Here is a 26,085-nt window from a genome sequence, read left to right as displayed (position 1 = left end):
TTCTACATCTGGCTTCTGATCAGTCTGTCGAAGGCCCGGTCTCCGAACCATTTGCGCACGCCGATCATCAGCCGGGCGTATTTGCCGGCCGCATAACGTGTCTTCGGGCGGGCGGACCTGACCGCCTTGCTCACCACGTCGGCAATGACCTCGGGATCGGTGCCCATACCCTTACCGTAGCTTCGGTCCATGGAAGCCGCAACGCTCTGCGCCATCTTCGCATAAGGGCCGTTTGCCGAGCGTTCGAGGAGACCCTGCGCTGCGGCCGCACCGAAACCGGTCTCGATCAGGCCCGGTTCGATCACCACGACGCGGATGCCGAATGGCTCGGCTTCCAGCCGCAGACTGTCCGACCAGCCTTCCAGCGCGTGTTTGGTCGCGTGATACCAGGCACCCAGAACGGTGTAGATCTTGCCGCCCATCGAGGTGATGTTGACGATCGTGCCTTTGCCCCTTGCGCGCATGGCCGGCATAAGGAGCTGTGTCAGACGGGCGGTGCCAAAGACGTTGACCTCGAACTGGTAGCGCGCCTCGTCGAGCGGGATCTCCTCGACCGGGCCGTAGAGCCCGTAGCCTGCGTTGTTCACCAGCACGTCGACGCCACCGGATCGTGCGGTAATCGCGGCGACAGCGGCGACGATGTCCTCGTCGCTTGAGATGTCCATGCGCAGCGCAATCGCGCCAAGCTTTTCCAGGTCCGTCATCCTGTCGATGCTGCGCGCGGCGACATAGACGAGATAGCCATCGGCGACCAGGCGTTTGGCGATGCTTTTGCCCATGCCGGATGATGCGCCGGTAACGAGGGCGGTCGGTTGGGTTCGTATGTTCATGTCGGCACCTCTTGCTCTTGGAGAGTGCCAACATAAGTCGCGCATCGTGCCATCGCAGTGGCGGAACACGCCATATTTATGGTGCAAGCCGCCAGGTCTCGTCTTTCAAACCTATGAGGGGCAAACTTATGAGGGATTTTCCGGCGTGATGCCAACGGCAACGTTCTGGTCGGTGGCAGCGATCGAAGCGGGCAGCGGCACCTTTCTCTGCTTCTCGCGGATCAGCGTCAACAGGCCGGAGCCGACGATGAGGGCTATGCCGACGAGCATCCATCCGTCGATACGGTCGCCGAAAATCAGGTAACCGAACAGGATGGCCCAGAGCATCTGGCTATATTGCGTCGGGCCGATCATGGCAGCGGGCGCATATTGGGCGGCATACATGACCAGTACGTTGCCAAGCGCGCCGAGCAGGCCATATCCCGCCAGCAGCAGCCATTGCTCGCCGGCTGGCATGACAAAAGTCGGCACCATGGCGATGCCGCTTATGGTGAGACAGCCGAGCACACCGGCACCATAAAGCGAGACATTCTTTTCCGACGGTCCCATGGCGCGGAAGATGACGATGCTGAGTGCACCGCTGAAGCCGCCGATGATGGCGCCGAGATGGCCGATGCCGAGTTCGCGGAAGCCCGGCCGCAGGATGACCAGCACGCCGAGGAAACCGATGATGACGGCTGACCAGCGCTTGATGCCCACCTGTTCCTTCAGGAATACCACCGACATGATGGTGACGAAGGAAGGGAGCAGGAAGATCAACGCAAAGGCTTCCGCCATGGAAAGATGGGTGAAGGCGGTCACGCTGCCGACTGCGCCGGTGCCGGCGGCAAAAAGCGGATGATCCACAAGGGGCGGTTCGTCGTTCTGACGATATCCACCCAGCGGTCGTTGCGCTTGCGGATGAAGGGCAGGGCGGCAAAGCCGAACAGGGCGCCGAAGAAGGCCGATTCGATCGGCGAAATCTGGCCTTCTATGAGTTTAACGCTCGCATCGCTCCATGCGTAAGCAGCGAAGGCGGCAAAGGCAAGCAGAATGCCTTTCAGGGTCTGGTCGGACACGGGAAAACACCAACAGTTTATCGGTTAGGGTAAGCTGCCGGTGGTTCGACCGTCAGTTCATCGACTTATGCTCGTCCGCCTTGATTTTTGCAATATCCCGCAGTGCAGCAATCAGGACATCAGGCGTTTGCGCACCGCTGATGGCGTATTTCTGGTCGAGGATGAAAAACGGCACGCCGGCGACGCCCATTTGCTGCGCCGCATCAATTTCGGCGACAACCGTATCCTTGTCCGCATCGGATGCCAGAAGCCGCGCCACCACCTTGGCGTCCATGCCCGCCTTTTCGGCGATATCGGTCAGCACGGCGTGATCGCCGATGTTGCGGCCTTCCTCGAAATTCGCCTTGAACAGACCGGTGACGATCTTTTCCTGAACGTCGCGGCCTTCCGAATGGGCCCAGAGCGACAGGCGGTGCGCATCGAGCGTGTTCGGGCCGATCTTGATCGCATCGAAATCATAGTGGATGCCGACTTCCTTGCCGAGCTGCACCAGCGTGACATGCGCCTGCTCCAGACGCTCCTTGCCGAGCTTTTCCTCAAGGGCGGCCTTCTGGTCGACGCCCTCAGGCGGATAATCCGGATTGAGGCGATAAGGACGCCAGTTCACGTCGACGCTGATCTCGTCCTGCACCTCGGCAATGGCAAGATCGAGCCTTGCCTTGCCAAGATAACACCAGGGGCAGACCATATCCGATACGACGTCGATAACGATGCGTTCCATGGTTTCATCTTCCCTTGTCTGGACCGGTTATTGCGCCCGCGCATCCCACCAGGTCTGTTTCTGATTGCCTGATATCGGGGTGATATCCGGGCGGTCGATATATTTCCAGCGGGCGATCCATTGCGCACCGATGTAATAGAGCGGAATGACGTAGTGACCGGCAACCAGCAAACGGTCGTAGCCGCGCACGGCTGCCTGGAAATCTTCCGTCGAACGGGCCTGCAGCAGGGCCTCGATCATCCGGTCTATATCGGGACTGGCGACCCCCGCATAGTTGAAGCTGCCCTGCGCGTCGCGTGACAGCGAACTCCAGCGATTGAGCTGCTCCGCCCCGGGCGAAAGCGAGGAGGGCAGGGAGCGGATGATCATGTCATAATCGAAACTGTTCGAACGGGCCTGATATTGACCGTCATCGACCGAGCGGATGCCCATGGCGACGCCGATGAGGTTGAGCGAGCGTTGATAGGCAAGCGCGATGCGCTCCTGCGCCGGGTTCTGCGTCATGATCTCGAAGGCGAGCTGACGGCCATTGGCATCGGACATTTTTCCGTTCTTGATGCTGTATCCGGCCTCTTTCAGCTTATCGACGGCCAGTTTCAGCACCTTGCGGTCCGCACCGGTGCCATCGGTGGTGGGCATGGCGTAGGTTCCCGCCAAAAGCTCCGGCGGCATGGTTTTCGCCGCATCGCCCAGCAGTGCAAGCTCGCGCGCATCTGCGGCATTGCCGAAGGCGCCGAGCGGCGAATTCTGCCAGTAGCTCTGCGTGCGCTTGAAGGCGCCACCGAGGATATTGCGGTTCATCCATTCGAAATCGAGGACATAGGACAGGCCCTCGCGCACCTTTTCATCGGCAAAGACGGCGCGGCGGGTGTTGAACACCAGGCCGAACATGCCGGAAGGCAGCTGCGGCTGGAACACATCCTTGACGATATCGCCACGATGCACGGCCGGGAAATTGTAAGCCTGCCCCCAATGCGAGGTATCGGAGGTGCCGTTGATGGCGTCGCCTTCCGGGTAAATGTCGATATCGCCCTTCTTGAAGGCCTCGAACATGGTGGTGACCTGAAGGAAATAGGTGACGGTTATCTCGTCATAATTCTCAAAGCCAACCTTGCTCGGAATATCCTTGCCCCAATAGTCCGGGTTCCGCTCCCAGGTGATTCGTTCTCCCGGCCGCAGGGTCTTGATTCGGTATGGACCCGAGCCGACGACCGGCCCGAGACCCGCCTGTTCGAATTTTTCCGGATCGATCGCATGTTTCGGCAAAATGGGGGTTGAGGAGGCGAGAATAAGCGGCGTTTCGCGGTTTGCCTTCTCATTGAAGGTGAAACGCACGCCGTGATCGCCGACTTTTTCCAGCTTCGCCACGCCGTCCAGACGGCTGTTGAAGGGCGGGCGGCCTTTTTCCTTCAGGAGATTGAATGTGAAGATCACGTCGTCAGGCGTTACCGGCTCGCCATCCGACCATTTCGCCTTCGGATTGATGTTGAACTGGATGAAGCTGCGCTCCTCGTCCCACTCTGCCGTTTCAGCCAGCAGGCCGTAGAGACTGAAGGGTTCGTCGGTGGAGCGCTGCATCAGCGGTTCGTAGAGCAGGTTGCCGAATTCCGGGTCCCAGACGCCGCGCGCGGTGGTGCGCATTCCCTTGAGAACGAAGGGATTGAGGCTGTCGAAGGTGCCGACGACGCCATAGGAGATGCGGCCGCCTTTTTTGACGTCCGGATTGACGTAAGGGAAGTGCCGGAAATCAGCCGGCAGTGCCGGTGTGCCGTGCATGGAAATGCCGTGAAGCGGCTGCGCCTGGGCGCTCCCGGCGGGAAGCAGGGATGAGCCCAAAAGAAACAATGCGGGGATGAGGGCCGCAAGGTTGCGCATGTTATTATCCTGTCTCAACTGTCCGTCCGATTTGTCATGATGATCGGTTTATCGTCATGATTTGGCTTTTTCGTTATGATTCTGGCAAATATGTAGCACAGGCCCTTGGCGGGACCCATGCGAGGGTGGGAAATCTTGGCCCACCTCAAGAAAAAGTTAAAGAAGTGCTGGATATCGCCGCGATCGGCATGTAACAGGGTGGCCGGAAGAGACGGGTCACGCATTTGCCTCATTTAAACGACAGTTGAACGGGCAGAAGGATACCGCCATCGGCGAACAGGATCTTAGCGGTTCTGTTCTGGCAGACATTCAGGAGACGGAACTCTTATGATGCAAAAGGCAAACACATTCACCCGGACGGCTCTGTCCGCTCTGGTCCTTTCTCTCGGCGCAGTGTCCGCTCCGGCCATCTCGCAGGCACAGGATGCTGCTCCCGCCGCTCAGGGCGCCGGCGCTCCGCCGCTCGGCTGGTTCAAGACCTGCTCCAAGCAGGAAGACAACGATGTCTGCGTCGTGCAGAACGTGGTTCTTGCCCAGAACGGCCAGATGATCACCGCTGTCGGCCTCATCACCGTTGAAGGCAAGGTCAACCGCAAGCTGCTGCAGGTTTCCGTTCCGACCGCGCGTCTCGTTCCTCCGGGCGTGATGATGCAGATCGATGGCGGCAAGGGCCAGAAGCTCGATTACGCCGTTTGCCTTCCCGACAAGTGCACGGCTGAAGTGCCGCTGACGGATGCCATGATCGCTTCCCTGAAGAAGGGTAGCGAGGTGGTCTTCACCTCCATCAACTTCCGCCGCGCGCCGAACCCGATCAAGATCGCACTCTCCGGTTTCACCGGTGCTTACGACGGTGCTGCCATCACCCAGTCGCAGCTGGCCGAAAGCCAGCGCAGCCTGCAGGAAGGCATGCAGAAGAAGGCCGAAGAGGCTCGCAAGAAGCTGGAAGCCGCTCAGGACGCCGCCAAGACCGCGCCGAAGCCCTGATCGCTTCACCAGCGTCAAGAATGACAAAACCGGTCTGGCGACAGACCGGTTTTTTTTATGCCCTGGGAGGGGTGGGTATTTCAGGCTTGCGTCAATGCGCCGTCGACATCTTCGGACGCCATTCGCCGTTCGGCGCCTTGTCAAAGATGCGGCCGATATTGGGATTTCTAAGCGGCGTCTCGTTTTCGTCGTGGACGAGGTTCTGCTCGGAAACATAGGCGACATATTCCGTCTCCTCGTTTTCGGCCAGAAGATGATAGAAGGGCTGGTCGCGATCCGGCCTGATATCGGCGGGAATGGCGTTCCACCATTCTTCGGTATTGGCATATTCCGGGTCCACGTCGATGACCACGCCGCGGAACGGAAACACCTTGTGGCGGACGATCTCGCCAAGCGTGAATTTTGCGTCTCTTTGTTTCATGGCATGAACTTCCTTTCCCACTAATAGTTGGGGGCGGAATGCGAAATATCAAGGGCTAGGGGTATCCCGCCCGTATTGCCGTCCCGCCGCTCACGCCCTTCGCCCGATTGGCGCGGTGGCGATGACCACACCGCCGGTGACCAGCACGATGCCGATGGCGTGATAGGTCTCGAAGCTCTCCCCAAGGAAAAACGTTGCCATGATGATCGAGACCGGCGGCATCATATAAAGTGTGATGCCGGCCGTGGCCGGGCCGAAAACGCGCACCGTATGGGTGAAGCAATAAAAGGCGAGCAGCGAGGCGAAAAGAATGATGCCGCCGATCTTCGCCCAGGCCATCGGTGTCGCCGGCAGCATTCCGCCCTGCGCCAGTTCGAGAGCCGCCGGCGGCAGCAGCACCAGCGCGCCGGACAGCGCAATCAGGCCGAAAAGGCTGAAGGAGGCCATCTGCCGGGCTGCCGGATCGCGCAGCAGCAGCGAATAGATCGCAAAGGCGATGGCTGCCGTGAGGATCGCGAAATCACCGATGTTGAAATTCATGTGCCACAGAGCGGACATATCACCCTTGAGCACGATGGCCGCCACGCCGGCAAAGGCGATGATCATGCCTGCCACTTCGAGCTTTCTGATGCGCCGGCCCTGAAAGATGCGCTGGAACAGGATGATGAACAGCGACGATGTCGTGTAGATCAGCGTACCGTTGGCAGCCGTCGTCATGGTCAGGCCCCAATAGACCACGCCGCCGCAGATGCCCATGCCGAGAATGCCGAGAACGAGCCACAGCAGCGTTTTGTGGCGCAGGAACGCTAGGCAGTTGCGCCAGTCGGCAATCATGAAGGGCGCGATGATGAGGGTCGATCCGATCCAGCGGATGAAGGCGGCGATGAAGGGTGAGACCTCGCCGACGACGCCGCGACCGAAAATGACGTTGCTGGAGAAAAAGAACGGCACAGCCAGAAAGATGAGCCAGTCCGTAAGGCGGGTTTGCTGAGAGGCTGGCTTGTTCGACATCGTTCGCGATATGGCTGGGCTTCAAAAGAAAACGGCGGCCTCCGGAGAGGCCGCCAGACTGGAGTGGACACCTTGCAGAGCGTCCGGATTACGACTTAGGCCGAGTAGTACATGTCGAATTCGACCGGATGCGGGGTCATTTCGAAACGCATGACTTCCTGCATCTTCAGTTCGATGAACGAGTCGATCTGGTCGTCGTCGAATACGCCGCCGGCGGTCAGGAACTTGCGATCCTTGTCGAGGCTTTCCAGCGCTTCGCGCAGCGAACCGCAGACGGTCGGGATCTTCTTCAGTTCCTTGGCGGGAAGGTCGTAAAGGTCCTTGTCCATCGGCTTGCCGGGGTGGATCTTGTTCTTGATGCCGTCAAGGCCGGCCATCAGCATGGCCGCAAAACCGAGATAGGGGTTCTGGGTCGGATCCGGGAAGCGGACTTCGACGCGCTTTGCCTTCGGGTTGGAGCCGAAGGGGATACGGCAGGAGGCCGAACGGTTGCGGGCGGAATAGGCCAGCAGAACCGGCGCTTCATAACCCGGCACCAGACGCTTGTAGGAGTTGGTGGTGGGGTTGGTGAAGGCGTTGATGGCCTTGGCGTGCTTGATGATGCCGCCGATGTAGAAGAGGCAGTTTTCAGACAGGCCGGCATATTCGTCACCAGCGAAGGTCGGCTTGCCGCCCTTCCAGATCGACTGGTGCACGTGCATGCCCGAGCCGTTATCGCCGAAGATCGGCTTCGGCATGAAGGTTGCCGTCTTGCCATAGGCATTGGCGACCTGGTGCACGACGTACTTGTAGATCTGCATCTTGTCGGCGCTGGAGACCAGCGTATCGAACTTCACGCCCAGTTCGTGCTGCGCTGCAGCCACTTCGTGGTGGTGCTTTTCAACAACGACGCCCATTTCAGCCAGAACCGTCAGCATTTCTGAGCGCATGTCCTGCAGGCTGTCGATCGGCGGAACCGGGAAGTAGCCGCCCTTGACGCGCGGACGATGGCCGAGGTTGCCGGTTTCGTAATCCGTGTCGTCGTTGGACGGCAGTTCGGACGAATCCAGCTTGAAACCGGTATTGTAGGGGTCTGCCTTGTACTTCACGTCGTCGAAGACGAAGAATTCAGGCTCGGGGCCGACGAAAACGGTGTCGCCGATGCCGGATGCCTTGAGGTAAGCTTCGGCCTTCTTGGCTGTGCCGCGCGGGTCGCGGTTATAGGCTTCGCCCGAGACCGGGTCGAGAATGTCGCAAAGGACGACCAGGGTGGACTGGGCAAAGAACGGGTCGATGTGGGCGGTAGCCGGATCGGGCATCAGCACCATGTCGGACTCGTTGATGGCCTTCCAGCCGGCGATCGAGGAGCCGTCGAACATGACGCCATCGGCGAACATGTCTTCGTCCACGCACACCACATCCATGGTGACGTGCTGCAGCTTGCCCTTGGGGTCGGTAAAGCGCAGGTCCACGAACTTGATGTCGTTATCCTTGATCTGCTTCAAGATATCGTTTGCGGTCGTCATTTAAACGTTTTCCTTGAGTGTGATGATGACGAGGTGAAAACCCAAGCCTCCCCGGCCCGGGACCTTCTTGATTATATGGCGTCCACGCCTGTTTCACCGGTACGGATGCGGATGACTTCCTCGATATTGGAAACGAAAATCTTTCCGTCGCCGATACGTCCGGTCTGGGCCGCATTGCGGATCGCCTCAATGACGGCTTCCGCATTTTCGTCCGCCAATACGACTTCGACTTTCACTTTCGGCAGAAAGTCCACGACGTACTCCGCACCGCGGTAAAGTTCCGTGTGGCCCTTCTGACGACCAAAGCCTTTTGCTTCCGTGACCGTGATTCCCTGAAGTCCGACTTCCTGAAGGGCTTCCTTCACTTCATCGAGCTTGAAAGGCTTAATGATCGCTTCGATCTTTTTCATGAGAAAATATCTCTCCGCTTCTCCCGTTAAAGCAGGTAACTCCCGCTCTGCCACAAGAATGCACGTATTGTGCCAGATCGGAAGCGGGCTTGAAGAAAAAACTTCGCCCGCTCGGCTTTCCGGCACAAAATGCATTCGCTTTTGGCGGTTTTCCGGCGAATTTCTCTCGAAAATCCGAAAAATCCATCTGCATTTCTGTTGATTTGTATTATTTTAGCGATCTCTTATATTTTGAGTTTCAGTACGCGTGTTTTGCTGGTCTGTTTATATTTTATGCATTTGACTATTATTCGGTCAGCGCGATCTGCTTATTTTTGTATCGATTGCCTTTCCGGCGTTTTGAAGGGATGATCGGTCCATGACATCCCTTTCGCAGCTCTTCCTGATCGACCCGGTTGTGATGGCCCGCATCGATGCGGCGGCCGGGCAGTCCGGCATTCCACTATATGACCTGATGGAGCGGGCGGGGCAGGCGGTTGCCGCCTCGGCCCTGCGCCATTATCCACAGGCGCTGCGTTTCGTCGTGCTTTGTGGTGGCGGCAATAATGGCGGAGATGGTTATGTGGCGGCGCGGGTGCTTTTGCGGAGTGGCGCGGCCGTTGCGATTTATCATCTTGGCGATACGGCGGCGCTCAGGGGCGATGCGCGAATGGCATTCGAGCGGAGCGGGGTGACGCCACTGCCGCTTGGCGATTATGTGCCTGTTGGCGGCGACATGGTGATCGACGCGGTTTTCGGGGCTGGCCTGTCGCGTGATATTCCAGGCGAACTTGCCGATGTGATCGCGGCGGTGGCAAAGTCGGGCGTGCCTGTGCTTGCCGTTGATCTGCCCTCGGGCCTCTGCGGCCGGCGTGGCGTGCCTCTCGGTGCATCCTTCAGGGCAGATCGAACCGTGACTTTCATGGCGCGCAAGCCCGGTCATCTGCTGATGCCGGGGCGCGAGCTGTGCGGGGTGCTTGAGGTTTTCGATATCGGCATTCCCGCCCGCATCCTCGCTGCCCATGCGGGTTCAATTTCGGAAAACGATCCACTTGTCTGGCGGCATGCCTTGCCGCGCGCCGATATGGAAACGCATAAATTCCGCCGCGGGCATTTGACGGTCTTTGCTGGACCGGCGCATGCGACCGGGGCAAGCCGCATGGCGGCGCTTGCAGCGTTGAAGGCGGGGGCGGGGATCGTGACCGTCGCTGCCCCGCGTGCAGCGCTGGACGTGTTATCGATGACGCTGACGGCGGTTATGAACTCGCCTTTGGACGATGCCGATGATCTGCGGCTGTGGCTGGATGACCGGCGTCACGGTACTTTCGTTCTTGGCCCGGGTTTCGGCGATTTAGAAAAGGCGCGGCAGTTCGTGTCTCTGCTTGGAGACAGGGCGGTCGTGCTGGATGCCGATGTGATCACTGCTTTCAGGGATTGCCCGGAGACCCTGTTCGAGCAGGTTACATCCGGTACGGGCAAATTCGTGCTGACGCCGCATGAGGGCGAGTTTGCGCGGCTGTTTCCCGATCTCGCCGCAGATGCCGGATTGAGCAAGGTCGAGAAGGCGCAGGTTGCTTCGGCGCGCAGCGGTGCGGTGCTGGTCTATAAGGGCGCGGACACGGTGATCGCCGCACCCGACGGCCGGGCGCTGGTCAACACCAATGCGCCGGCGAGCCTTGCGACGGCGGGCTCCGGCGATGTGTTGGCCGGTATTATCGGCGCACTGCTGGCGCAGGGGACCCCCGCCTTTGAGGCCGCTGCCGCCGGTGTCTGGTTGCATGGCGAAGCGGGCCACCGGGCGGGAGACGGCTTGACGGCGGAGGACCTTGCCCATGCGGTCCGGCCGTTTGGGTGAATTTGTCTGATTGTGTTTGCTAGCCGCTGACAGATTCGGTGGTTTAGCAAAGTTCCATCATCCCCACTCCGTCACCCCGGACTTGATCCGGGGTCCAGCGCGATCAAGTCCTTGATCGCGAAAGACTCTTCTCACGGCGCAGACGCGCCGTGGCTGGATGCCGGATCAAGTCCGGCATGACGGAGGAGAGGTTTTTGCTCTGAAACAAGCTCCGTCGCGTTTGCGGCATTCAGCCCGCATTCAATGGGCGGCTTTGCCACCCTGGCTCGCCATTGCCATTCGCGAGGCACTGATCAGCAGCTTGCGTTCGGCGCGTTCCTGCTGCGGTGTGCGATTGTAGATTTCGCGATAACACTTGGAGAAATGCGAGGCCGAGACGAAACCGCAGGCGACGGCGACTTCGACCACCGGCATGGCCGATTGCACGAGTAGGTGACGGGCGCGGTCGAGACGGATTTCGAGGTAATAGCGGGCGGGCGAGCGGCCCATTTCCTGACGGAACAGGCGCTCCACCTGCCGGCGTGACAGATCCGCGGCATCGGCTATGTCAAGCAGCGACAGCGGCTCGGCGAGATTGCCTTCCATCAATTCGATAATCGACAGGACCTTGCTGTTCTGCACGCCGAGGCGGGCGCGCAGCGGCAGGCGCTGGCGGTCGTTGGGGCTGCGCACCCGGTCGGTCAATTGCTGTTCGCAAACGCGGTTGACGAGATTTTCGCCAAAATCCTGGCCGATCAGGCTCAGCATCATGTCCAGCGAGGCCGTGCCGCCGGCGCAGGTGTAGATGTTGCTGTCGACTTCGAAGAGATCGGCATAAACTTCCACCTGCGGAAAGGCTTCGGAAAAACCCGGCAGATTTTCCCAGTGGATCGCACAGCGCTTGCCGTTCAGCAGGCCTGCTTGTGCAAGGATATGGGCGGCGGTACAGAGGCTGCCGATGGCGATGCCGCGATTATAGGCTTCGCGCAGCCAGGCATTGACGGACTTGTTGATGTGCTGGTCCACATCGATGCCCGAACAGATGATGGCCATTTCTGCGCGGTTCTCGCCGCTCACATACCGCCGCTCATCGGCGAGACAGGTGTCGACCTCGAGACAGATGCCGCTTGAAGACATGACCTTCTGGCCATCGAGCGAAGCGATGCGCCATTCATAGGCCTGATAGCCCAACATTCGGTTGGCGATGCGAAGCGTTTCAACCGCTGCGGCGAACGGCAGCATGGTAAATTGCGGAATGAGAAAAAAGACGATTGAGCGTTTCTTCTGGGAGTTTTTGCTCATTTGCCCGTGCTCCGTTGCGAATACGCAATTCCTCCCTTGGAATCGGTCTTCTGGATGTCCTGTTTCCGACATCTTTAACGAAAAATACGCCGTGGAATCGGGCCTGTCAAAAAATCGCTTTTGAAATATGCAAAATTTGCGACAAGCCTTTTAAAAAGGCGTCGTGTCGCATGTAAAACAGGCAGGCTTTTTTACGCCGTTGCCGGAGCGTATTGGCACGGGAAGAGATGGCTCGCAAGTCTCAAAATGGCTGCGAGCCACCGGTCAGAGATCATTTGCGAATGGCACTTGTGCGATAATTGTCTGTGGTCGGCCATCCGATATCCTTCAATGTTTCAGGCGGCAATGCCTCAAGTGCACGCAACATCCGTGCACGACGCCATGATCTGTAGAGAGCAGAAACGTGGCCTGACAGGCGATGAAGCCAGCCACCGGAAGAGGGACGATGCGGAGAGCGGTTCGCCGCCGGGAGATAGTGTATCATGGTCATGTCCTTGATCCTTTCCTGAACCACGATTGATTTGCGCCGTCGATATGCGCCTGGATGTTTCATCAAACAAGAGAATGAATTTCATATCATTCATCAATTATCGGAATGACTGACGGATCGCCTGCCGGCTGCGCCTGGATCCCATAAGGGCAGTTCGGCGCTTCATCACAGCAGAACTTTTTTCCGCCCTGTCATTCGATATCCGGATGGTGCGCGCTTGTTGACATTCAATCAAACGAAATGATATCCATCTATAAATCAAAATATTTGAAGGTGCGTGCCATGACCGTGACTTTCCGCCAACCGCTGCCGTTGCTGGATAACGACATATTGAGAACCTTCGTCGCGATTGCGGAAACGGGAAATTTCTCCACCGCCGCGGAAGTGGTGTTCAGGACGCCCTCGGCCGTTTCCATGCAGATCAAGAAGCTTGAGGAACAGTTGAAGACGACATTGTTCCTGCGCGATGCCCGCTCGGTAACATTGACCGCGCATGGCGAGACGCTGCTGACCTATGCGCGCCGCATGATCGCGCTCTCCAATGAAGCCGTGTCGCGTTTCGTCATGCCCGAGCTCTCCGGTGTGGTGCGTCTCGGCGCGCCGGAGGATATCGGCGAGCGTGGCCTGCTGCCAGGCATTCTCAAGCGCTTTGCCGAGGCTTTCCCCGGCATCATGATCGACGTCACCATCGATTCCAGTTCCAATCTCTACAAGCGCATGGACGAGCAACGGCTTGATCTGGCCCTCGTCAACTGCGCCTCGCATCCGCTCAGGGATACGGGCGAGGTGCTTATGCGCGAACGCCTCGTCTGGGCGGGTGCGAAATGCGGCACGGCTTATCTGCGCGATCCGCTGCCGATTTCGATCTGGGAAGAAGGCTGCATCTGGCGTTCGGAGGCGATCAATTCGCTTGAGAGGCGCGGGCGCAATTTCCGGGTGGCTTATCTCAGCGGTCATACGATGGCGCAGCGCGCGGCGATTGCCGCCGATCTTGCCATCGCGCCTTTGCCGCGATCCTATGTGTTGAACGACATGGTCATTCTGGGCGACAAGGAAGGCCTGCCGGAACTTGGCTGTTTCGATATCCGCCTGATCATGGGCGACAAGGCGTCACGTCCGGTGCTTGCTGTGGCGGAGAGCATTCGCAGCGCCTTTGTCGAGGTTGCCAAGGCGGCGTGACATGGCCAGGCCTGCGCGGTCTCAAAGCCGGGCGCGCGGGCAGGCATGTTTCAGACCGCGACGGAATCCGGTGATGCCGAACGGTCTGCAACGCCCGTTTGCCAGCTTCCGCGATTGACCAGCCAGTCGGCCGAATTCTGCAGGCCACCAAACGGAAAGACGTGAATTTGCCGGATCGGCCCTTGCGGATTGGCCTGCCAGTGCCGCTCGATCGGTCCGACGACGCTTTCCGGCGAATGGCCCTTGGCCAGCGTCGTGAGCGAGAGCGCGTTTTTCTTCAGATAGGCGATGGAATTGCCGACACCGCAAAGTGCTGCATATTTCAACAGCGTCGTGATCTTCGCCGGGCCGGAAACGCCGATATGCACCGGCAGATCGATGCCTGATGCGGCAAGCCCTTCCGCCCAGGCGATGAAACGGGCTGCATCGAAACCGAACTGGGTGACGATGCGCATCGTCGCATCGCTTCTTTGCGCAAAATCACGCTTCAGCCGCAGCGCGGCAATTGCCGTCTCCTCGCTGAAATCCGGGCTGCCTTCGGGATGGCCGGCGATGGCGATCTGGCTTATTCCATAACGGTCGAAAATGCCGGTGGACAGCATATCCATGCTGGACGCGAAGGGGCCGGCCGGCCTGTCGACGCCGCCGCCGACAACCAGCACATCCGATACGCCGGCTTCGCCCGCCAGCCGCTTCACCTGCTCTTCAAACTCTGCGCGTGACGGGATGCGTCGCGCCGCAAGATGCGGCACGGGCTCATAACCGAGATCGCGCAGATGTCTTGCTGCATCGACAAGCTTCACCTGCGAGGCTGTGCCGGTGTCGGTCAGATAGACGCGCACGCCCTGCGGAAAGAGACCGGCAAGACTTGCCGGGCCAAGCACCTGTGCGGGTGAGGCTTCGATGGAGGCGGGGATGATGGAGGAGGCGGAAATGTCGGGCAATTTGTGCATGGTCCTTTTAATTATCATGCATCTTTTTTTCGGTGCCGTCTGTGCCTGATGCGGCAATACAGCCCTGCATCTGCGACGAAGCTTCGCAACACGGCGCAGCGCGGGATCACCAGACCCGTTTTGTCAGGCCGTTCCACAGCCAGGTCCAGATCGTCGGCGGAAAGCGCAGTACCGATTTTCCGGGGGAGGGCGGCTGTGGTGCGAGGCTGCCGGATAATGCGTCTTCGACGGCGTTGACGGCGATATCCACCGAGGCTGCGGTGAGAAGCAGCGGATAGGTGGCAATCGTATCTGAGGGCGAGGGTTTCAGCCGTTTTTCGTAAAGCGTGGCGCCGGTATCCACGCCCTTGTCAACCAGATGTACGGTTGCACCGAAGTTGCCGCGGTCTTTTTCCACCAGCGCCCAATACCCGCCCATCTGGCCGCGATAGGCGGGATTGATGCCGGCGTGGAAATTGATGACCGGGCATTGCAGGGCCTGCAGCGTCGCGGGCTTCAAAAGCCGGCAGGAAATGGTGAAAATCGCCGCCGGCTTCAGCAGATTGGCGGCCCTGTGGCATTCCTCGTCGTTCAGCGAGGCAAATTGCGTGACGGGAACGGTATCGCCAAGTTCGGCGGAGAGGCCGTGCTCGGCGATGATCTGATGGCTTCTTTTAACCGTGAAGCGTTTGCCGAGCCGGGAGGCGACCATCGTCGCCAGCTGGCCGGCGGCGACAAACCAGCCGAGCCGACGCGCCCGCCGCCTGAGAATAACCGATTTGCTTTCGGGTTGTTCGACAAAGACGTGAATATCCGGGAAACGGTCGGCCAGCGCGTTGATCATGATATTGGGGTTCACGCCGCCTGCCGTCATCACCAGAAGCCGATTGTTGATGTCAGTCATATCACCCACGGTATTTTCCTCAGCCATGATCCAGGTGTGGAGTTTCCCTCGTGAACTTCAACACCCTGTTAATTTTCATCGACGGGATTTTTTGAAATGCCGCTGGAACCGATTTTCGGGACTCACGTTATTGTGACGCATATCACATCGGCGCTTGCCTTGGACGGCAAGTCATAGGGGAGTTATTTCAATGATTACACGCATTCTTTCGACCGTTTTCGTGGCTCTGTTGACCGTCGTGACGCTCAGCTCTTGCGGCAACACCATTCGTGGCATGGGCCGGGATACGGCGAATGCCGTTGATGCGACGCAGGACGCCGGCCGCAATGTGGACCGCGCTGCCCGCCGCTAAAGGCACTCCCCTTAAATGTTGCGGCGTCACCCTGAAACAGGGGTGACGCCTTTTCTTTGACTGAATTTCCCTGCGAATGTTCCCCTGACGAGAATCACGGGGTGGGCATGAACAGATCGATGAAAAGACTGGCGAAGCTGCTGTTGCCATTGTTGCTGCCGTTTTCGGCGCAGGCTGGCGGGCAGGCGGATTTTTGCAAAAGCATGGACCATGCGGGCGGTCGCTACACTGTGTGCAGTTTCGATCCGGGAAAGAACACCATCCGGATCTATGATCGCGATCACGTTTCCGGGCAGGGATATCGCTCCTTCGCCGACCTGTCCTCCGCGCTCTGGCGGCAGCATATGTTCAGCATCTTCGCCATGAATGGCGGCATGTATCATTCCGACTATTCGCCGGTTGGTCTGTTTGTCGAAAATGGCGTGGAACGTTCGTCGATCAGCACCCGCGGCGGCTGGGGCAATTTTCACCTTCTGCCGAATGGCGTGTTTTATCTGAAAGACACGACGGCCGCCGTGCTGGAGACTGAGGCCTATCTGGCGGCAGACCCCAAGCCGGATTTCGCCACCCAGTCAGGGCCGATGCTGGTGATCGACGGCAAACTGCATCCGCGATTTCTGCCCGACAGCGACAGCCTGAAGCGACGCAACGGCGTCGGCGTCTCCCGCGATGGCATGGTGCATTTCGCCATTTCGGAAAATTCCGTGCGCTTCTACGATTTTGCCACACTGTTTCGGGATGTGCTGGATGCGCCGAACGCACTTTATCTCGACGGCACGATTTCGAGCGTCGACATTCCCGCAATGAAGCGACGCGACACGCTGTTTCCCATGGGGCCGATCATCGCCGTTGTTGACCGGGTGCCGGATTAGATGTTCGCTTTCAGGAGGTTGTCCATTGGCAGCGGACCCGAGGTGCGTGGGGCTCTACCCCCCTCTGTCCTGCCGGACATCTCCCCCTCAAGGGGGGAGATCGGCAAGCGGCATTACCACTGCTTCATTCGCCGAAGATGAGATAGGCGAGACCTTGCCGCAGATCGATCTCCCCCCTTGAGGGGGAGATGTCCGGCAGGACAGAGGGGGGTAAAGCCCTACGCACCTCCGGTCCGTTGCCAATGGAAAACCTCTCGAACGATCACAGCTAGAGCGGGTTTTCGCCCGAAATCCCGCTCCAATCATCATGCTCCAGCCGGAAGATCAGATCGGCGCTTTAGGGTAGGCCTTTTCAAGACCCGCCGATGCGGTCAGCCCTTTGCGGAAGGCCAGATAAGCGGGGTGCTGGCTGGTTTTGGCGGCTTCCGCGAGGCGAATCTGCAGGCGGGCAGGGGCGTTGGTACCGAGCCATTCACCGGCGGCTTCCAGTTTCAGGCTGTTGAGGAAGCGGGCATTGGCCTGCTGGTCGAGATATAGATTGAGGCCGGCCAGCAGGTTTTCATCCTGCAAGGCGTTTTCCATCAGCAACGACACCCATGCCTTGTCCTCGCTTGCAAGCGACGTCAGTTTCGAAGCGACCGTTTCGCGATCGGGAAAAGAGGATGCCTGCTGCATGGAGTGAGTCCCGTTGTCGTTATCCGTCGTCGTTAAAGCAGAGGTGTTGTGCTTTCAAGGCGCGGCGACCGCGGAATAAATTCGACTTTGCCGTGCCGGCGACCAAGGTTTTCAACAGGTGTTTGTACGAAAGCTTTAAATAACGGTTACACTTTAGCCTAAATTGAGGCGAAGGCCGAAATGCCGGTTTTGGAAGCCGCGCTCTAACACCTTGTTTTTTCATGCACCTATGCGCGGGGCGAATGGCAGCCCGGCGAAAAAGCCTTCATTTAGCCGCTTTTTGCATTTGCGTTCGTCGCCGGATTTTAATAAATGCTTCTTCCAACGGGCCGGGTCTTGAAGATCCCCCGGAGAGTGAATAGCTGGAGTAATCATGGAAGAAACCGCTCAGAAATCTTGCTGGGGCGTTACCTTGCGCGCACTTGCAGGCTTTGCCGCTTTTCTCGCATTGACGTACATTTTTGGCAGCCCATAAGCACTTCTCCTGAATTGACGGGTTTTGAAAACGGCGCGGTTTCCTCTGGAAACCGTGCTGTTTTCGTTTCAGCGACCTGCATGTCGCAGCCGCAAAAGCCGGTGACGCTCTTCGTTCTTGCCGAAGCGCCGGATTTCTCCGAAAATCCCGACAGATTTTGCATCCGACGCTGTGGTGGCGATCCGTCGCAGCTTTGGATATGATGATGGTGGAATCCATCAGTCAGGAAAAACTTCATGTTTCTTTCGGTCTTTGACGTCTTCAAGATCGGTATTGGTCCTTCAAGTTCCCACACGATGGGTCCAATGACGGCGGCCAACCGCTTTCTGGCACTGATCCTCAGCGATGAGTGGCCGCGCCCGGCCGGCGCCAGCGTTTCGCGGCTGAAGGTCAGCCTGCATGGTTCGCTTGCCTTTACCGGCATTGGCCACGGCACCGGGCGTGCCGTCATTCTCGGCCTGACCGGCGAGCGGCCGGACCTTGTTGATCCCGACGCCATGGATGCGATCATCGAGACGGTGGAAAAGGCCGGCACGGTCACGCCGCCTGGACACCCGACCTACGAATTCCGGGCTGCCGAGGATCTGGTGTTCGACAAGAAGAACCCGCTGCCCGGCCATGCCAATGGCATGACCTTTTCCGCCTTCGACAATCAGGGCAGGCTGCTGGTCAAGCGCATCTATTATTCGGTCGGTGGCGGTTTCGTCGTGACCGATACCGAGTTGGAGGCAATCAAGCAGCGCGGCAAGACCATCGATAATGGTCCGCGCGTGCCCTATCCGTTCGCCTCGGCAAAGGAAATGCTGGAAATGGCGACCCGTTCCGGCCGCACTATCGCCCAGATGAAACGGGCGAATGAGGAGACGGTGGTTTCCCGCGACGAGTTGAACGACAGGCTCGACCAGATCTGGGAAGCGATGGACGGCTGTATCGAGCGCGGGCTGAAAGTCGACGGCATCATGCCGGGCGGCCTGAAGGTGCGCCGTCGTGCCCGTTCCATTTACGAAAAGCTGAATGCGGAATGGCGCAGCAACCGGTTCAATCCCGTCATGGCAAATGACTGGCTGAGCGTCTATGCCATGGCCGTCAACGAAGAAAATGCCGCCGGTGGCCGGGTGGTCACCGCGCCGACCAATGGTGCGGCGGGCGTCGTGCCGGCCACTGTCCGATATTTCCGGCATTTCCATGAGGATGCAACGGTTGACGACGTGCGTGACTTCCTGCTGACGGCGGCGGCGATTGGCGGCATCATCAAGCACAATGCCTCGATTTCCGGCGCGGAAGTGGGCTGTCAGGGCGAAGTTGGATCGGCGGCGGCCATGGCGGCGGCAGGTCTGGCGGCCGTCATGGGCGGCTCGCCCGAACAAATCGAAAATGCCGCTGAAATTGCTCTCGAACATCATCTTGGCATGACCTGTGACCCGATTGCCGGGCTGGTGCAGGTGCCCTGCATCGAGCGCAATGCGCTGGGGGCCGTGAAAGCTGTAACGGCGGCGTCGCTGGCGCTGAAGGGTGACGGCCAGCATTTCGTGCCCCTCGACGCCTGCATCGAAACCATGCGTCAGACTGGCAACGACATGAGCGAGAAATACAAGGAAACCTCCACCGGCGGCCTTGCCGTCAACGTTGTGGAGTGCTGAGCGGGCAGGGCGGCCGGCATCGTCCAGATGCTTGACGCCTGCCGCAAAAAGGCATTGATAGGGATATGCCTTTACATCTCATCAAACTTTGCGTTGGCGCGGATTCACTCCAGGATTTGAGAGACTGGGTCGCGCAGCGCTCGCTGACCGCGATGGCCGCAGGTCTGGAACCGCACAGCGTGCACACCACCCGCATGATCCCCAAAAGGGCCGAGGAATTGCTGGAAGGCGGCTCGCTCTACTGGGTGATCAAGGGGCAGGTGCAGGCGCGGCAGAAGCTTCTCGATCTCCGTTCCTTCAAGGGCGATGACGGGATTACCCGCTGCGATCTCATTCTCGGCCCCGAAGTGATTGAGACCTCACCCGCGCCGAAGCGGCCGTTTCAGGGCTGGCGTTATCTCAAGGACGACGAAGCACCCCGCGATCTCGGTGGCGGTGGTTTCGGCGGTGAGGACATGCCATCCGATCTGAGACGCGAACTTGCCGAGCTTGGACTGCTCTGACACTTGTAGCTCTTTACGACAATGAAAAAGCCGGCCTCCCTGCGGAGCCGGCTTTTTCATTTGGGGAGACTTTAGTGGGGTGGCTGGTGTTAGCGGATGCCGCCAACCGCATTGGTGGCGCGGCCATCCTGAATTTTCACCCAGCGACCCGGATTGGCGGTGTCCTGACGCTTCAGGTAGGTATATTCGGTTTCCGACCAGTTCATGACCTTGTTGCGCATGTTGTCGAGTACGAAATCGCCGCGATCGGTACGAACGGTCAGAACGGCATGGCCTTCGCCATTCGGCTGCAGAACGACGGTGATAAGCAGGTTGGAAGCGGAGAAGCCCTTGTTCATCAGCATCTTGCGCTTCAGAAGCACGAAATCTTCGCAATCGCCAACCGTGGTGGGGTATGCCCAGCGCTCTTCAACGCCGTAGATTTCCATGTCGGTCATCGGCGTGATCGTGGTGTTGGCGGTGTAGTTGACGTCGAGCATCGCCTTCCAGCGCTCTTCGGTCAGCTTCATCGGGCCGGTATCAACCGAGGTCGCCTGGCACTCGCTCTGGTAGGTCTGGCAAAATTCATAGTGGCCGATCGGCGGATTGGCCTTGCCGATGACGCGCATGACGGCAGCCGGCGATGCGCTGGCCTGCTGGGCGAAGGCGCTGACGATGAATGCGATCAGGACGAAAACGATACGGTTGTTGTTCATTGCTTGTCTCCCCGTGTTGAGGAGACATTCGCAGGTATATTTTGATCCGGCGGAAATTTGCGAGAGGCAATTTGAGCTTAAATTTCAGCAAATTAGCCGTTGTTTTGAATTGTATTTGAGTCAAATTTTACGGGTATTCGAAGCAAATTTTACTACAATTTTATGGATCGCGGCCTTAGGTTTTTGGTAGCCATTTATGCCGCTGTATTGACAGCGATTTTCTGGGCGGGGCGATTTTCACAGCCGCGTGAAGTCTTCAGGAGAAGCCGGGCGGGGGAGCGGATTTCCCGTTTTGGGATGGATGTTTCAGGTTGGGACGCCATGGAAAAGCGGCTAAAAAAACTTCAAAAAAACTGCTTTTTTTGCGGAAAAATGTTTTGAGCGAGCGCTTTGCGTTTCGATCTGCGCCATTGCCGAGCCGGAATTGAAGAGTTTGGTGTGCCACCACCGCGCATCCAAAGGGATGGGAAGTGGGGGCTGGGACGGCATCCCGCGCTGAAGTGTTTCAATTTCGCGGCGTCGTCCTTGCATCGGAAGCCCGTCGAAGCGGGTTGACGCGACGGGGGGGACTTCTCCGAGATCAAGGGTTTGGCTGGCTGGATTCTGGCGTAAGGTCGGACGGCGGAAAAGAAAAGCCGCACAGATGCCCATCAACACCGGGCGCACAGCCGTCACACATTCAGCGTGACGGAAGTGGGCTTGCCAGGAATGTTGGGCATTCCTGACGTCATGGATTTTCGGCTGTTAATGGCTGCGCAGGTGTCGCGGCGGCGACTTAGAGAAATTCGATCAGCGCGTCGGGAGACTGGACGCGGTCGAATTCGACTGCGACGCCTTCCATGAAGTGGCGCACGATCTTGCCGCTCATGTTCTTGCCGAGCTGGACCCGGCTGCCAAGCGGCGGACGGTTTTCGACTTCGATAGCCGCACCGGACAGGGAAAGGTCGATCAGCCGGCAGGAGACGAGCACGCCATCTTCCAGAACCAGATGCGCCTTGGCATTGCGCGGCGTCAGTCGGTCGTGGCGGCGGTCTTCCGGCAGGCCGAGAAGCTGGCGCTTGGCGATCCATGCCAGCTGGGCGGCGAGCTTTTCCCGCTTGCGCTCCGGCGCATTGATGCTGATGACGAAGCCGGAGGCGGTGAGTGACGTTACCGAGCCTTCGATCCGGCCGATATGCTGGAGATAAGCGATGACGCGGTCACCATTGCGGGCCATGCCCGAGCAGGTGAACTGCGCTCTTTCGGCGGTCATCTCGGTTGCGGTGCAATCATATTCTTCATGGTCGGGCAACATGAGGCGGCCGAAAAAGGACACGGCGACGGCGTCGTCAAGCGGAACCTCTTCAACCGGACGCAGGATTTGGGCAGTGTTGACCGAACGAGATGAAAACATGGACAGCGCAATTGTAACGGATGATGATGACAAATCTCTACTCTGCGCGGGTTAACAGACTGTATTACTTGATATCTACAATTCTTACGATCGGCGATATCGTTACAGCTTTGACCTATTTTCAGCAAAGATTCCGGGTTGCAGGGCGCCATCCGTCCTCACATTGAAGGAGGAATGGGCCCCATCAACAGCTCCCCGCGAATGGTGTGAAAGCCGTATGCGTGTTTTCCGAATGTTGCGTCTGCGCGATATCCATCTGCAGCAGGCGGCTGCTCTTCATCCAAAGGCAATTGATGGGGGTGGCGAATTCGTGACGCGGATGTGCCGGAAGCAAGGCGCCGAGCAGCCGTGGGGCGGTACCTTCGTCCGGACGCAGCGGCAGCAGCAGCATTTCGAATGCCAGCGGTGCTGCGCCATGGTCATCCTCCGCCTCGACATCGAAGACGACGGGCAATTGATGTTGCAGGATACCGCGCGCGACGCGGCAGGGGAAAACGGCTTTTGCCGCCGGCCATAGTTCCGAAAACGGGCGGTCGCGCAGTTCCCGGCCAAACAGGTCACAGATGCGCGTGCCGGCGAGGCGGAAGAAAGGCGCTTCCTCTCCCTTTTCCGTCAGGATGAAGAGATCACCGAGATGATGTTTCAACTTTGCGGGATCGATGTCTTCGCGACGGGGTGCGGGCCTGTTGCCGCGCAACTCGTCCCAATAGTTATATATGTCCAGTCCGGCCATGCTTTTCATAGCGCCGTTCTCCATGTTCGCTTTTGGGACATCATGTCCATTCGAACGCCTGTATGGGGAGGTGTAGCGATTTTCGTGCCAGCCGGTTTTGTTAAGGTTAACAAAGAGTTGATATTGCGCTGCGACGAAGCCCGTGGCATCGGTGCGGCCATGTCGGGGGGCAAACTCCGGTCAGCACAATTGATGGCAGCGCCCGTGATTTTTCGGCGTAGCCACAGGCCGGACTGCCTTTGGCGGCGGCGCTTGAACCGACCCCGGTTTTGGCGTCAGCTGCGGGAAAGGCAGGACGGCTTTTTTTTCGTCCGGGCTTCCTATATTGCTCGGAAGATAGAAATTTCGACAAGACAGGGATGCGATCATGTCCTACGGGGACGGCGAACAGCCGCCGGTTTCGGAAACGCCGGAGCCGAAAGACGACACGAACAATCCCGTCTTCAACCTGCCGCCGCTTCTCGTCGGCATATTGGCGGCGCTCCTGGTTGCCTATGTGGTTCCTGCCTATCTCCTGTCGGAGGATGGCAACAGCTGGTTCATCTTCACCTTCGGCTTCATTCCACTGCGTTATGCCGTGCCTTTCTCCCAGCAGGGTCTGGAATGGCTCTGGACGCCGGTCAGTTATTCTTTCCTGCATGGCGGCATCGAACATATTCTGTTTAATGGATTGTGGCTGATGGCCTTTGGCGCACCGGTTCTGCGCCGGATCGGAACATTACGCTTCGTGCTGTTATGGTGCATTTCCGCCGCCGTTTCGGCCTTCGGCCATGCGGCGTTGAACTGGGGCGATGTCACGGTGCTGATTGGCGCGTCCGGTGTTGTTTCGGCACTGATGGGAGCCGCCTGCCGTTTCGTTTTTCCCGCCCGTGGTGGCTACAACGCCTCTTTCGGCCATCTGATGCCGCGGCAGGGCATTCTGGAGGCGCTTTCCAACCGCACCGTGCTGATCTTCACGCTCATGTGGCTGTTCGGCAATGTGCTTATCGCGGTCGGCATACCGCTGTTCGGCGATGTCGGTGGTGAAATCGCCTGGGACGCGCATGTTTTCGGCTTTCTGCTGGGCTTCCTGTTCTTCGGCCTGTTTGATCGCCCGCTGCGCTAAAGCGGGCCCGGCAGAGGCGCGCCACGGTTTGTGGCGGCGCATCGAAGCGATCACGCTCCTTGTCGGCCATGGCGCAAATTTGCTTGGGCGCGTCCCATCCGGGATTGCATTCACACGGGCCTCAGCGCACCATGCTTCATGATTTGCAACCGCCGAGGGAGACTGCGGCGTGCTGTGATCGCTGAAAAGAGGAGGAAGGCATGCCAACATTCGTAAAGGATCTTCTCGACCGCAAGGGCCGGGATGTCGTGACCGTGGGGCCGGAGGTCAGCATCGGCGAGGCAGCGGGAACGCTGCATGCGCACAAGATCGGTTCGGTCGTCGTGACGGATGCCGATGGTGTCGTTCTCGGCATTTTCACGGAACGTGATCTGGTGAAGGCCGTGGCGGGCCAGGGCGCTGCTTCCCTGCTGCAATCCGTCTCCGTGGCCATGACCAAAAACGTCATCCGCTGTCATCACAATTCTACCACCGACGAGCTGATGGAAATCATGACCGGCGGGCGTTTCCGCCATATTCCGGTCGAGGAAAACGGCCGCCTTGCCGGTATTATCTCCATCGGTGACGTGGTGAAGGCGCGGATCGGCGAGATCGAGGCCGAGGCGGAGCACATCAAGGCCTATATCGCCGGCTGAAGTTTTGCGCAGGGGGCAGGGCATTTCCGGTAAAAGTACGTATCGGTTTTATGTCGGGATAACGGCTAAAACGAAGAGATGGAGCACTCCGAACGATTCCGTTCAGACGGGGCGTGCCCTACGCCGGGTTGACAAAGTTCTGCTCCCAATGCGACTCGTGGCGTCAAGGGGAACACTGTGACGACACTTAGAATTTACGATCTCAAACAGCACGTCCTTGCTCTTGATCTGAGGGACTTGCTGCGGCTTTTGGCACCTGGCTCGTTCGAAGCAAATTGGGTTGTTTCGACCGTCAAGTCGTCCAAACCAGGGCACGAATGGTTTGAGGCCACAGGTGAAGGTGGCGAGCAGTTGGAAGAATTAGCGCGGCACAATGCCCAGCTTTTGGGCTCTGAATTAGCAGCCTTGGCAGAGAATACGCGGCAGGTTATCTGGGGTGAGTTTGTCGGTTCGGAACCAACGCAGTCGGACAAGACTTGGGTTACAATCCGAGCCGTCGACAGTACGTTTTACGAGATCGATACAGACGATGAAGCGGTGCTGAGTAAAATCAATTCAATTTACAAAGACGTACGAACCGGAGAGGCTCCGGGTACGTAGGACTTTCCTTAGCGCCGGAACGCCTGCTGCATGCGCTCCAGTTCGGGAATGCGCGCACGCGTTTCCTGATATCCCCTGTCGATGGCTTCGCTGGCGCGATGGAATTCCGACAGGCCGATATCGTTGATGCGCGGATGCAGCATGAGGTCGGGCGGATCGCCGGCGAGGCGCGAGCGTGAAATCCGGTCCTGAATGATGTTGAAGGCTTGTACCATAACGCCCGGCAGGCCGGGGCGTGGTGTGCTTTCCACGGCCGGAGCGGAACCTGAATGTGGTGAGGCTGCATGCTTGACCACGGCGGAACGGCCAAACAGATCGTAATTGAGATTGACGGCAACGACCAGCGCCTGCTCATAAGCCCGGCAAACCGAAACCGGCACGGGATTGACCAGCGCGCCATCGATCAAAGTGCGGCCATTGCATTGCACCGGTTCGAAAATTCCCGGCAGCGCATAGGATGAACGAAGCGCCGTGACGAGATCGCCCTGATGGATCCAGACCTCATGGCCGGTGCGCAGTTCCGTGGCGACGGCGATGAAGGGATGTTCGAGGTTTTCGACGCGCAGGCCTTCCAGATGTTCCTGCATGCGTTTGGTCAGCCGCATGCCGCCAAACAGGCCGCCGCCGCCGATCGTCAGGTCGAGCAGGCCGGCAATGCGGCGCATGGTCAGCGAACGGGCGAATTCTTCCAGCTCATCGAGCTTGCCGGCCAGATAACACCCGCCGACCAGAGCGCCGATCGAGGTGCCGGCAATCATGCCGATCTTCACGCCTGCCTCGTCCAGCGCCCGCAGGACGCCGATATGGGCCCAGCCGCGTGCGGCCCCGCCACCGAGCGCCAGCGCGATGCGGCGCGTATCAACGCGCTCGCTGACGATGGGCGGCTCCATGTCTTCGGGGTTTCCAGCCGCGAGCTGATTGCGACGATTTCCCCATCCCAACATGATCGCACTCCCTGCCAGTTCCGTGAGG

General features: G+C 58.8%; 29 protein-coding genes and 1 pseudogene. 11 read left to right on the top strand and 19 right to left on the bottom strand.

Annotated features, from left to right (window positions below):
* Window positions 1-2 precede the first annotated feature (2 nt).
* The 4 genes and pseudogenes from PL640_RS08325 to PL640_RS08310 form a co-directional block, all read right to left on the bottom strand.
* Window positions 3-830, bottom strand: a complete 828-nt coding sequence (locus tag PL640_RS08325) for an oxidoreductase (protein ID WP_271361385.1) — start codon at window positions 828-830, stop codon at window positions 3-5.
* A 126-nt stretch (window positions 831-956) separates the two neighbouring features.
* Window positions 957-1,888 (bottom strand): annotated as a pseudogene (locus PL640_RS08320) (DMT family transporter).
* A gap of 52 nt (window positions 1,889-1,940) precedes the next feature.
* Window positions 1,941-2,609: a DsbA family oxidoreductase gene (locus tag PL640_RS08315; protein WP_142840064.1), complete on the bottom strand. Its 669-nt coding sequence runs from the start codon at window positions 2,607-2,609 to the stop codon at window positions 1,941-1,943.
* A 27-nt stretch (window positions 2,610-2,636) separates the two neighbouring features.
* Window positions 2,637-4,484 carry an extracellular solute-binding protein gene (locus tag PL640_RS08310; protein ID WP_271361384.1) on the bottom strand — a complete coding sequence of 616 codons (1,848 nt, stop codon included), beginning with the start codon at window positions 4,482-4,484 and terminating at the stop codon, window positions 2,637-2,639.
* A 327-nt stretch (window positions 4,485-4,811) separates the two neighbouring features.
* Here PL640_RS08310 and PL640_RS08305 point away from each other — a divergent pair, with 327 nt between their 5' ends.
* A complete protein-coding gene (locus PL640_RS08305; RefSeq protein ID WP_142840062.1) occupies window positions 4,812-5,468 on the top strand; it encodes an invasion associated locus B family protein in 657 nt (218 codons plus the stop codon).
* 91 nt (window positions 5,469-5,559) lie between these two features.
* On the opposite strand, the gene hspQ is transcribed toward PL640_RS08305, so the two are convergent.
* From hspQ to PL640_RS08285, 4 genes are all read right to left on the bottom strand, one after another.
* A complete protein-coding gene (hspQ, locus tag PL640_RS08300; protein ID WP_046798283.1) occupies window positions 5,560-5,889 on the bottom strand; it encodes a heat shock protein HspQ in 330 nt (109 codons plus the stop codon).
* A gap of 90 nt (window positions 5,890-5,979) precedes the next feature.
* Complete coding sequence (locus PL640_RS08295) at window positions 5,980-6,900, bottom strand: DMT family transporter (protein WP_052819741.1); 921 nt, start codon at window positions 6,898-6,900, stop codon at window positions 5,980-5,982.
* Between the two features lie 95 nt (window positions 6,901-6,995).
* The gene (gene glnA / locus PL640_RS08290; protein WP_080816817.1) at window positions 6,996-8,405 is read right to left on the bottom strand and encodes a type I glutamate--ammonia ligase; all 1,410 of its coding nucleotides are present in this window, start codon (window positions 8,403-8,405) and stop codon (window positions 6,996-6,998) included.
* Between the two features lie 71 nt (window positions 8,406-8,476).
* On the bottom strand, window positions 8,477-8,815 hold the full coding sequence (locus PL640_RS08285; protein ID WP_003508042.1) for a P-II family nitrogen regulator: 339 nt from the start codon (window positions 8,813-8,815) through the stop codon (window positions 8,477-8,479).
* 89 nt (window positions 8,816-8,904) lie between these two features.
* On the opposite strand from PL640_RS08285, the gene PL640_RS08280 reads away from it, so the two are divergent.
* A complete protein-coding gene (locus PL640_RS08280) occupies window positions 8,905-9,177 on the top strand; it encodes a hypothetical protein (RefSeq protein WP_269699739.1) in 273 nt (90 codons plus the stop codon).
* Window positions 9,174-10,649 carry an NAD(P)H-hydrate dehydratase gene (locus tag PL640_RS08275; protein WP_271361381.1) on the top strand — a complete coding sequence of 492 codons (1,476 nt, stop codon included), beginning with the start codon at window positions 9,174-9,176 and terminating at the stop codon, window positions 10,647-10,649. The genes PL640_RS08280 and PL640_RS08275 overlap by 4 nt, the downstream gene beginning before the upstream one ends.
* Before the next feature lie 240 nt (window positions 10,650-10,889).
* On the opposite strand, the gene PL640_RS08270 is transcribed toward PL640_RS08275, so the two are convergent.
* Window positions 10,890-11,930, bottom strand: a complete 1,041-nt coding sequence (locus PL640_RS08270) for a GlxA family transcriptional regulator (RefSeq protein ID WP_142840059.1) — start codon at window positions 11,928-11,930, stop codon at window positions 10,890-10,892.
* 271 nt (window positions 11,931-12,201) lie between these two features.
* Window positions 12,202-12,420: a hypothetical protein gene (locus PL640_RS08265; protein ID WP_269699737.1), complete on the bottom strand. Its 219-nt coding sequence runs from the start codon at window positions 12,418-12,420 to the stop codon at window positions 12,202-12,204.
* A gap of 240 nt (window positions 12,421-12,660) precedes the next feature.
* Here PL640_RS08265 and PL640_RS08260 point away from each other — a divergent pair, with 240 nt between their 5' ends.
* Complete coding sequence (locus PL640_RS08260) at window positions 12,661-13,599, top strand: LysR family transcriptional regulator (RefSeq protein WP_170979853.1); 939 nt, start codon at window positions 12,661-12,663, stop codon at window positions 13,597-13,599.
* A gap of 50 nt (window positions 13,600-13,649) precedes the next feature.
* On the opposite strand, the gene PL640_RS08255 is transcribed toward PL640_RS08260, so the two are convergent.
* Together PL640_RS08255 and PL640_RS08250 are read right to left on the bottom strand one after the other, a co-directional pair.
* A complete protein-coding gene (locus PL640_RS08255) occupies window positions 13,650-14,570 on the bottom strand; it encodes a methylenetetrahydrofolate reductase (RefSeq protein WP_271361380.1) in 921 nt (306 codons plus the stop codon).
* Window positions 14,571-14,658: 88 nt separating this feature from the next.
* Entirely contained in the window at window positions 14,659-15,435 is a 777-nt protein-coding gene (locus PL640_RS08250) for a formyl transferase (protein WP_271361474.1), read from the bottom strand.
* Window positions 15,436-15,625: 190 nt separating this feature from the next.
* On the opposite strand from PL640_RS08250, the gene PL640_RS08245 reads away from it, so the two are divergent.
* Entirely contained in the window at window positions 15,626-15,787 is a 162-nt protein-coding gene (locus tag PL640_RS08245; RefSeq protein ID WP_003495552.1) for an entericidin A/B family lipoprotein, read from the top strand.
* A 107-nt stretch (window positions 15,788-15,894) separates the two neighbouring features.
* Entirely contained in the window at window positions 15,895-16,659 is a 765-nt protein-coding gene (locus tag PL640_RS08240; protein ID WP_271361379.1) for a phosphodiester glycosidase family protein, read from the top strand.
* Window positions 16,660-16,983: 324 nt separating this feature from the next.
* Here the strand turns inward: PL640_RS08240 and PL640_RS08235 are convergent, their stop codons facing one another.
* A complete protein-coding gene (locus PL640_RS08235; protein ID WP_271361377.1) occupies window positions 16,984-17,334 on the bottom strand; it encodes a hypothetical protein in 351 nt (116 codons plus the stop codon).
* 407 nt (window positions 17,335-17,741) lie between these two features.
* Complete coding sequence (locus PL640_RS08230) at window positions 17,742-18,047, bottom strand: hypothetical protein (protein WP_271361477.1); 306 nt, start codon at window positions 18,045-18,047, stop codon at window positions 17,742-17,744.
* Here PL640_RS08230 and PL640_RS08225 point away from each other — a divergent pair.
* Entirely contained in the window at window positions 18,046-19,449 is a 1,404-nt protein-coding gene (locus PL640_RS08225) for an L-serine ammonia-lyase (protein WP_142840054.1), read from the top strand. The genes PL640_RS08230 and PL640_RS08225 overlap by 2 nt on opposite strands.
* A 65-nt stretch (window positions 19,450-19,514) precedes the next feature.
* Window positions 19,515-19,952, top strand: a complete 438-nt coding sequence (locus tag PL640_RS08220) for a DUF1489 family protein (protein ID WP_207134749.1) — start codon at window positions 19,515-19,517, stop codon at window positions 19,950-19,952.
* Between the two features lie 89 nt (window positions 19,953-20,041).
* On the opposite strand, the gene PL640_RS08215 is transcribed toward PL640_RS08220, so the two are convergent.
* The 4 genes from PL640_RS08215 to PL640_RS08200 all read right to left on the bottom strand — a co-directional run bounded on the left by PL640_RS08215 (window position 20,042) and on the right by PL640_RS08200 (window position 22,782).
* On the bottom strand, window positions 20,042-20,647 hold the full coding sequence (locus PL640_RS08215; RefSeq protein ID WP_046798293.1) for a transglutaminase-like cysteine peptidase: 606 nt from the start codon (window positions 20,645-20,647) through the stop codon (window positions 20,042-20,044).
* Window positions 20,648-20,980: 333 nt separating this feature from the next.
* Entirely contained in the window at window positions 20,981-21,322 is a 342-nt protein-coding gene (locus tag PL640_RS08210; RefSeq protein ID WP_142840052.1) for a hypothetical protein, read from the bottom strand.
* Between the two features lie 100 nt (window positions 21,323-21,422).
* A complete protein-coding gene (locus PL640_RS08205; RefSeq protein ID WP_271361376.1) occupies window positions 21,423-22,040 on the bottom strand; it encodes a PilZ domain-containing protein in 618 nt (205 codons plus the stop codon).
* Window positions 22,041-22,224: 184 nt separating this feature from the next.
* The gene (locus tag PL640_RS08200) at window positions 22,225-22,782 is read right to left on the bottom strand and encodes a PAS domain-containing protein (protein WP_271361375.1); all 558 of its coding nucleotides are present in this window, start codon (window positions 22,780-22,782) and stop codon (window positions 22,225-22,227) included.
* 358 nt (window positions 22,783-23,140) lie between these two features.
* Here PL640_RS08200 and PL640_RS08195 point away from each other — a divergent pair, with 358 nt between their 5' ends.
* The 3 genes from PL640_RS08195 (at window position 23,141) to PL640_RS08185 (ending at window position 25,113) form a co-directional block, all read left to right on the top strand.
* Window positions 23,141-23,878, top strand: a complete 738-nt coding sequence (locus tag PL640_RS08195; RefSeq protein WP_271361374.1) for a rhomboid family intramembrane serine protease — start codon at window positions 23,141-23,143, stop codon at window positions 23,876-23,878.
* 200 nt (window positions 23,879-24,078) lie between these two features.
* On the top strand, window positions 24,079-24,513 hold the full coding sequence (locus tag PL640_RS08190) for a CBS domain-containing protein (RefSeq protein WP_142840048.1): 435 nt from the start codon (window positions 24,079-24,081) through the stop codon (window positions 24,511-24,513).
* A gap of 177 nt (window positions 24,514-24,690) precedes the next feature.
* On the top strand, window positions 24,691-25,113 hold the full coding sequence (locus PL640_RS08185; protein ID WP_271361373.1) for a hypothetical protein: 423 nt from the start codon (window positions 24,691-24,693) through the stop codon (window positions 25,111-25,113).
* A gap of 8 nt (window positions 25,114-25,121) precedes the next feature.
* Here the strand turns inward: PL640_RS08185 and PL640_RS08180 are convergent, their stop codons facing one another.
* The gene (locus PL640_RS08180; RefSeq protein WP_271361372.1) at window positions 25,122-26,057 is read right to left on the bottom strand and encodes a patatin-like phospholipase family protein; all 936 of its coding nucleotides are present in this window, start codon (window positions 26,055-26,057) and stop codon (window positions 25,122-25,124) included.
* Window positions 26,058-26,085 lie beyond the last annotated feature (28 nt).

Origin of the sequence: Agrobacterium sp. ST15.16.024, assembly GCF_027956545.1 — a bacterium.
Taxonomy (GTDB): domain Bacteria; phylum Pseudomonadota; class Alphaproteobacteria; order Rhizobiales; family Rhizobiaceae; genus Agrobacterium; species Agrobacterium cucumeris.
Note: the sequence above shows the minus strand (reverse complement) of the source record. Positions and strands in the feature narration are given on the sequence as shown.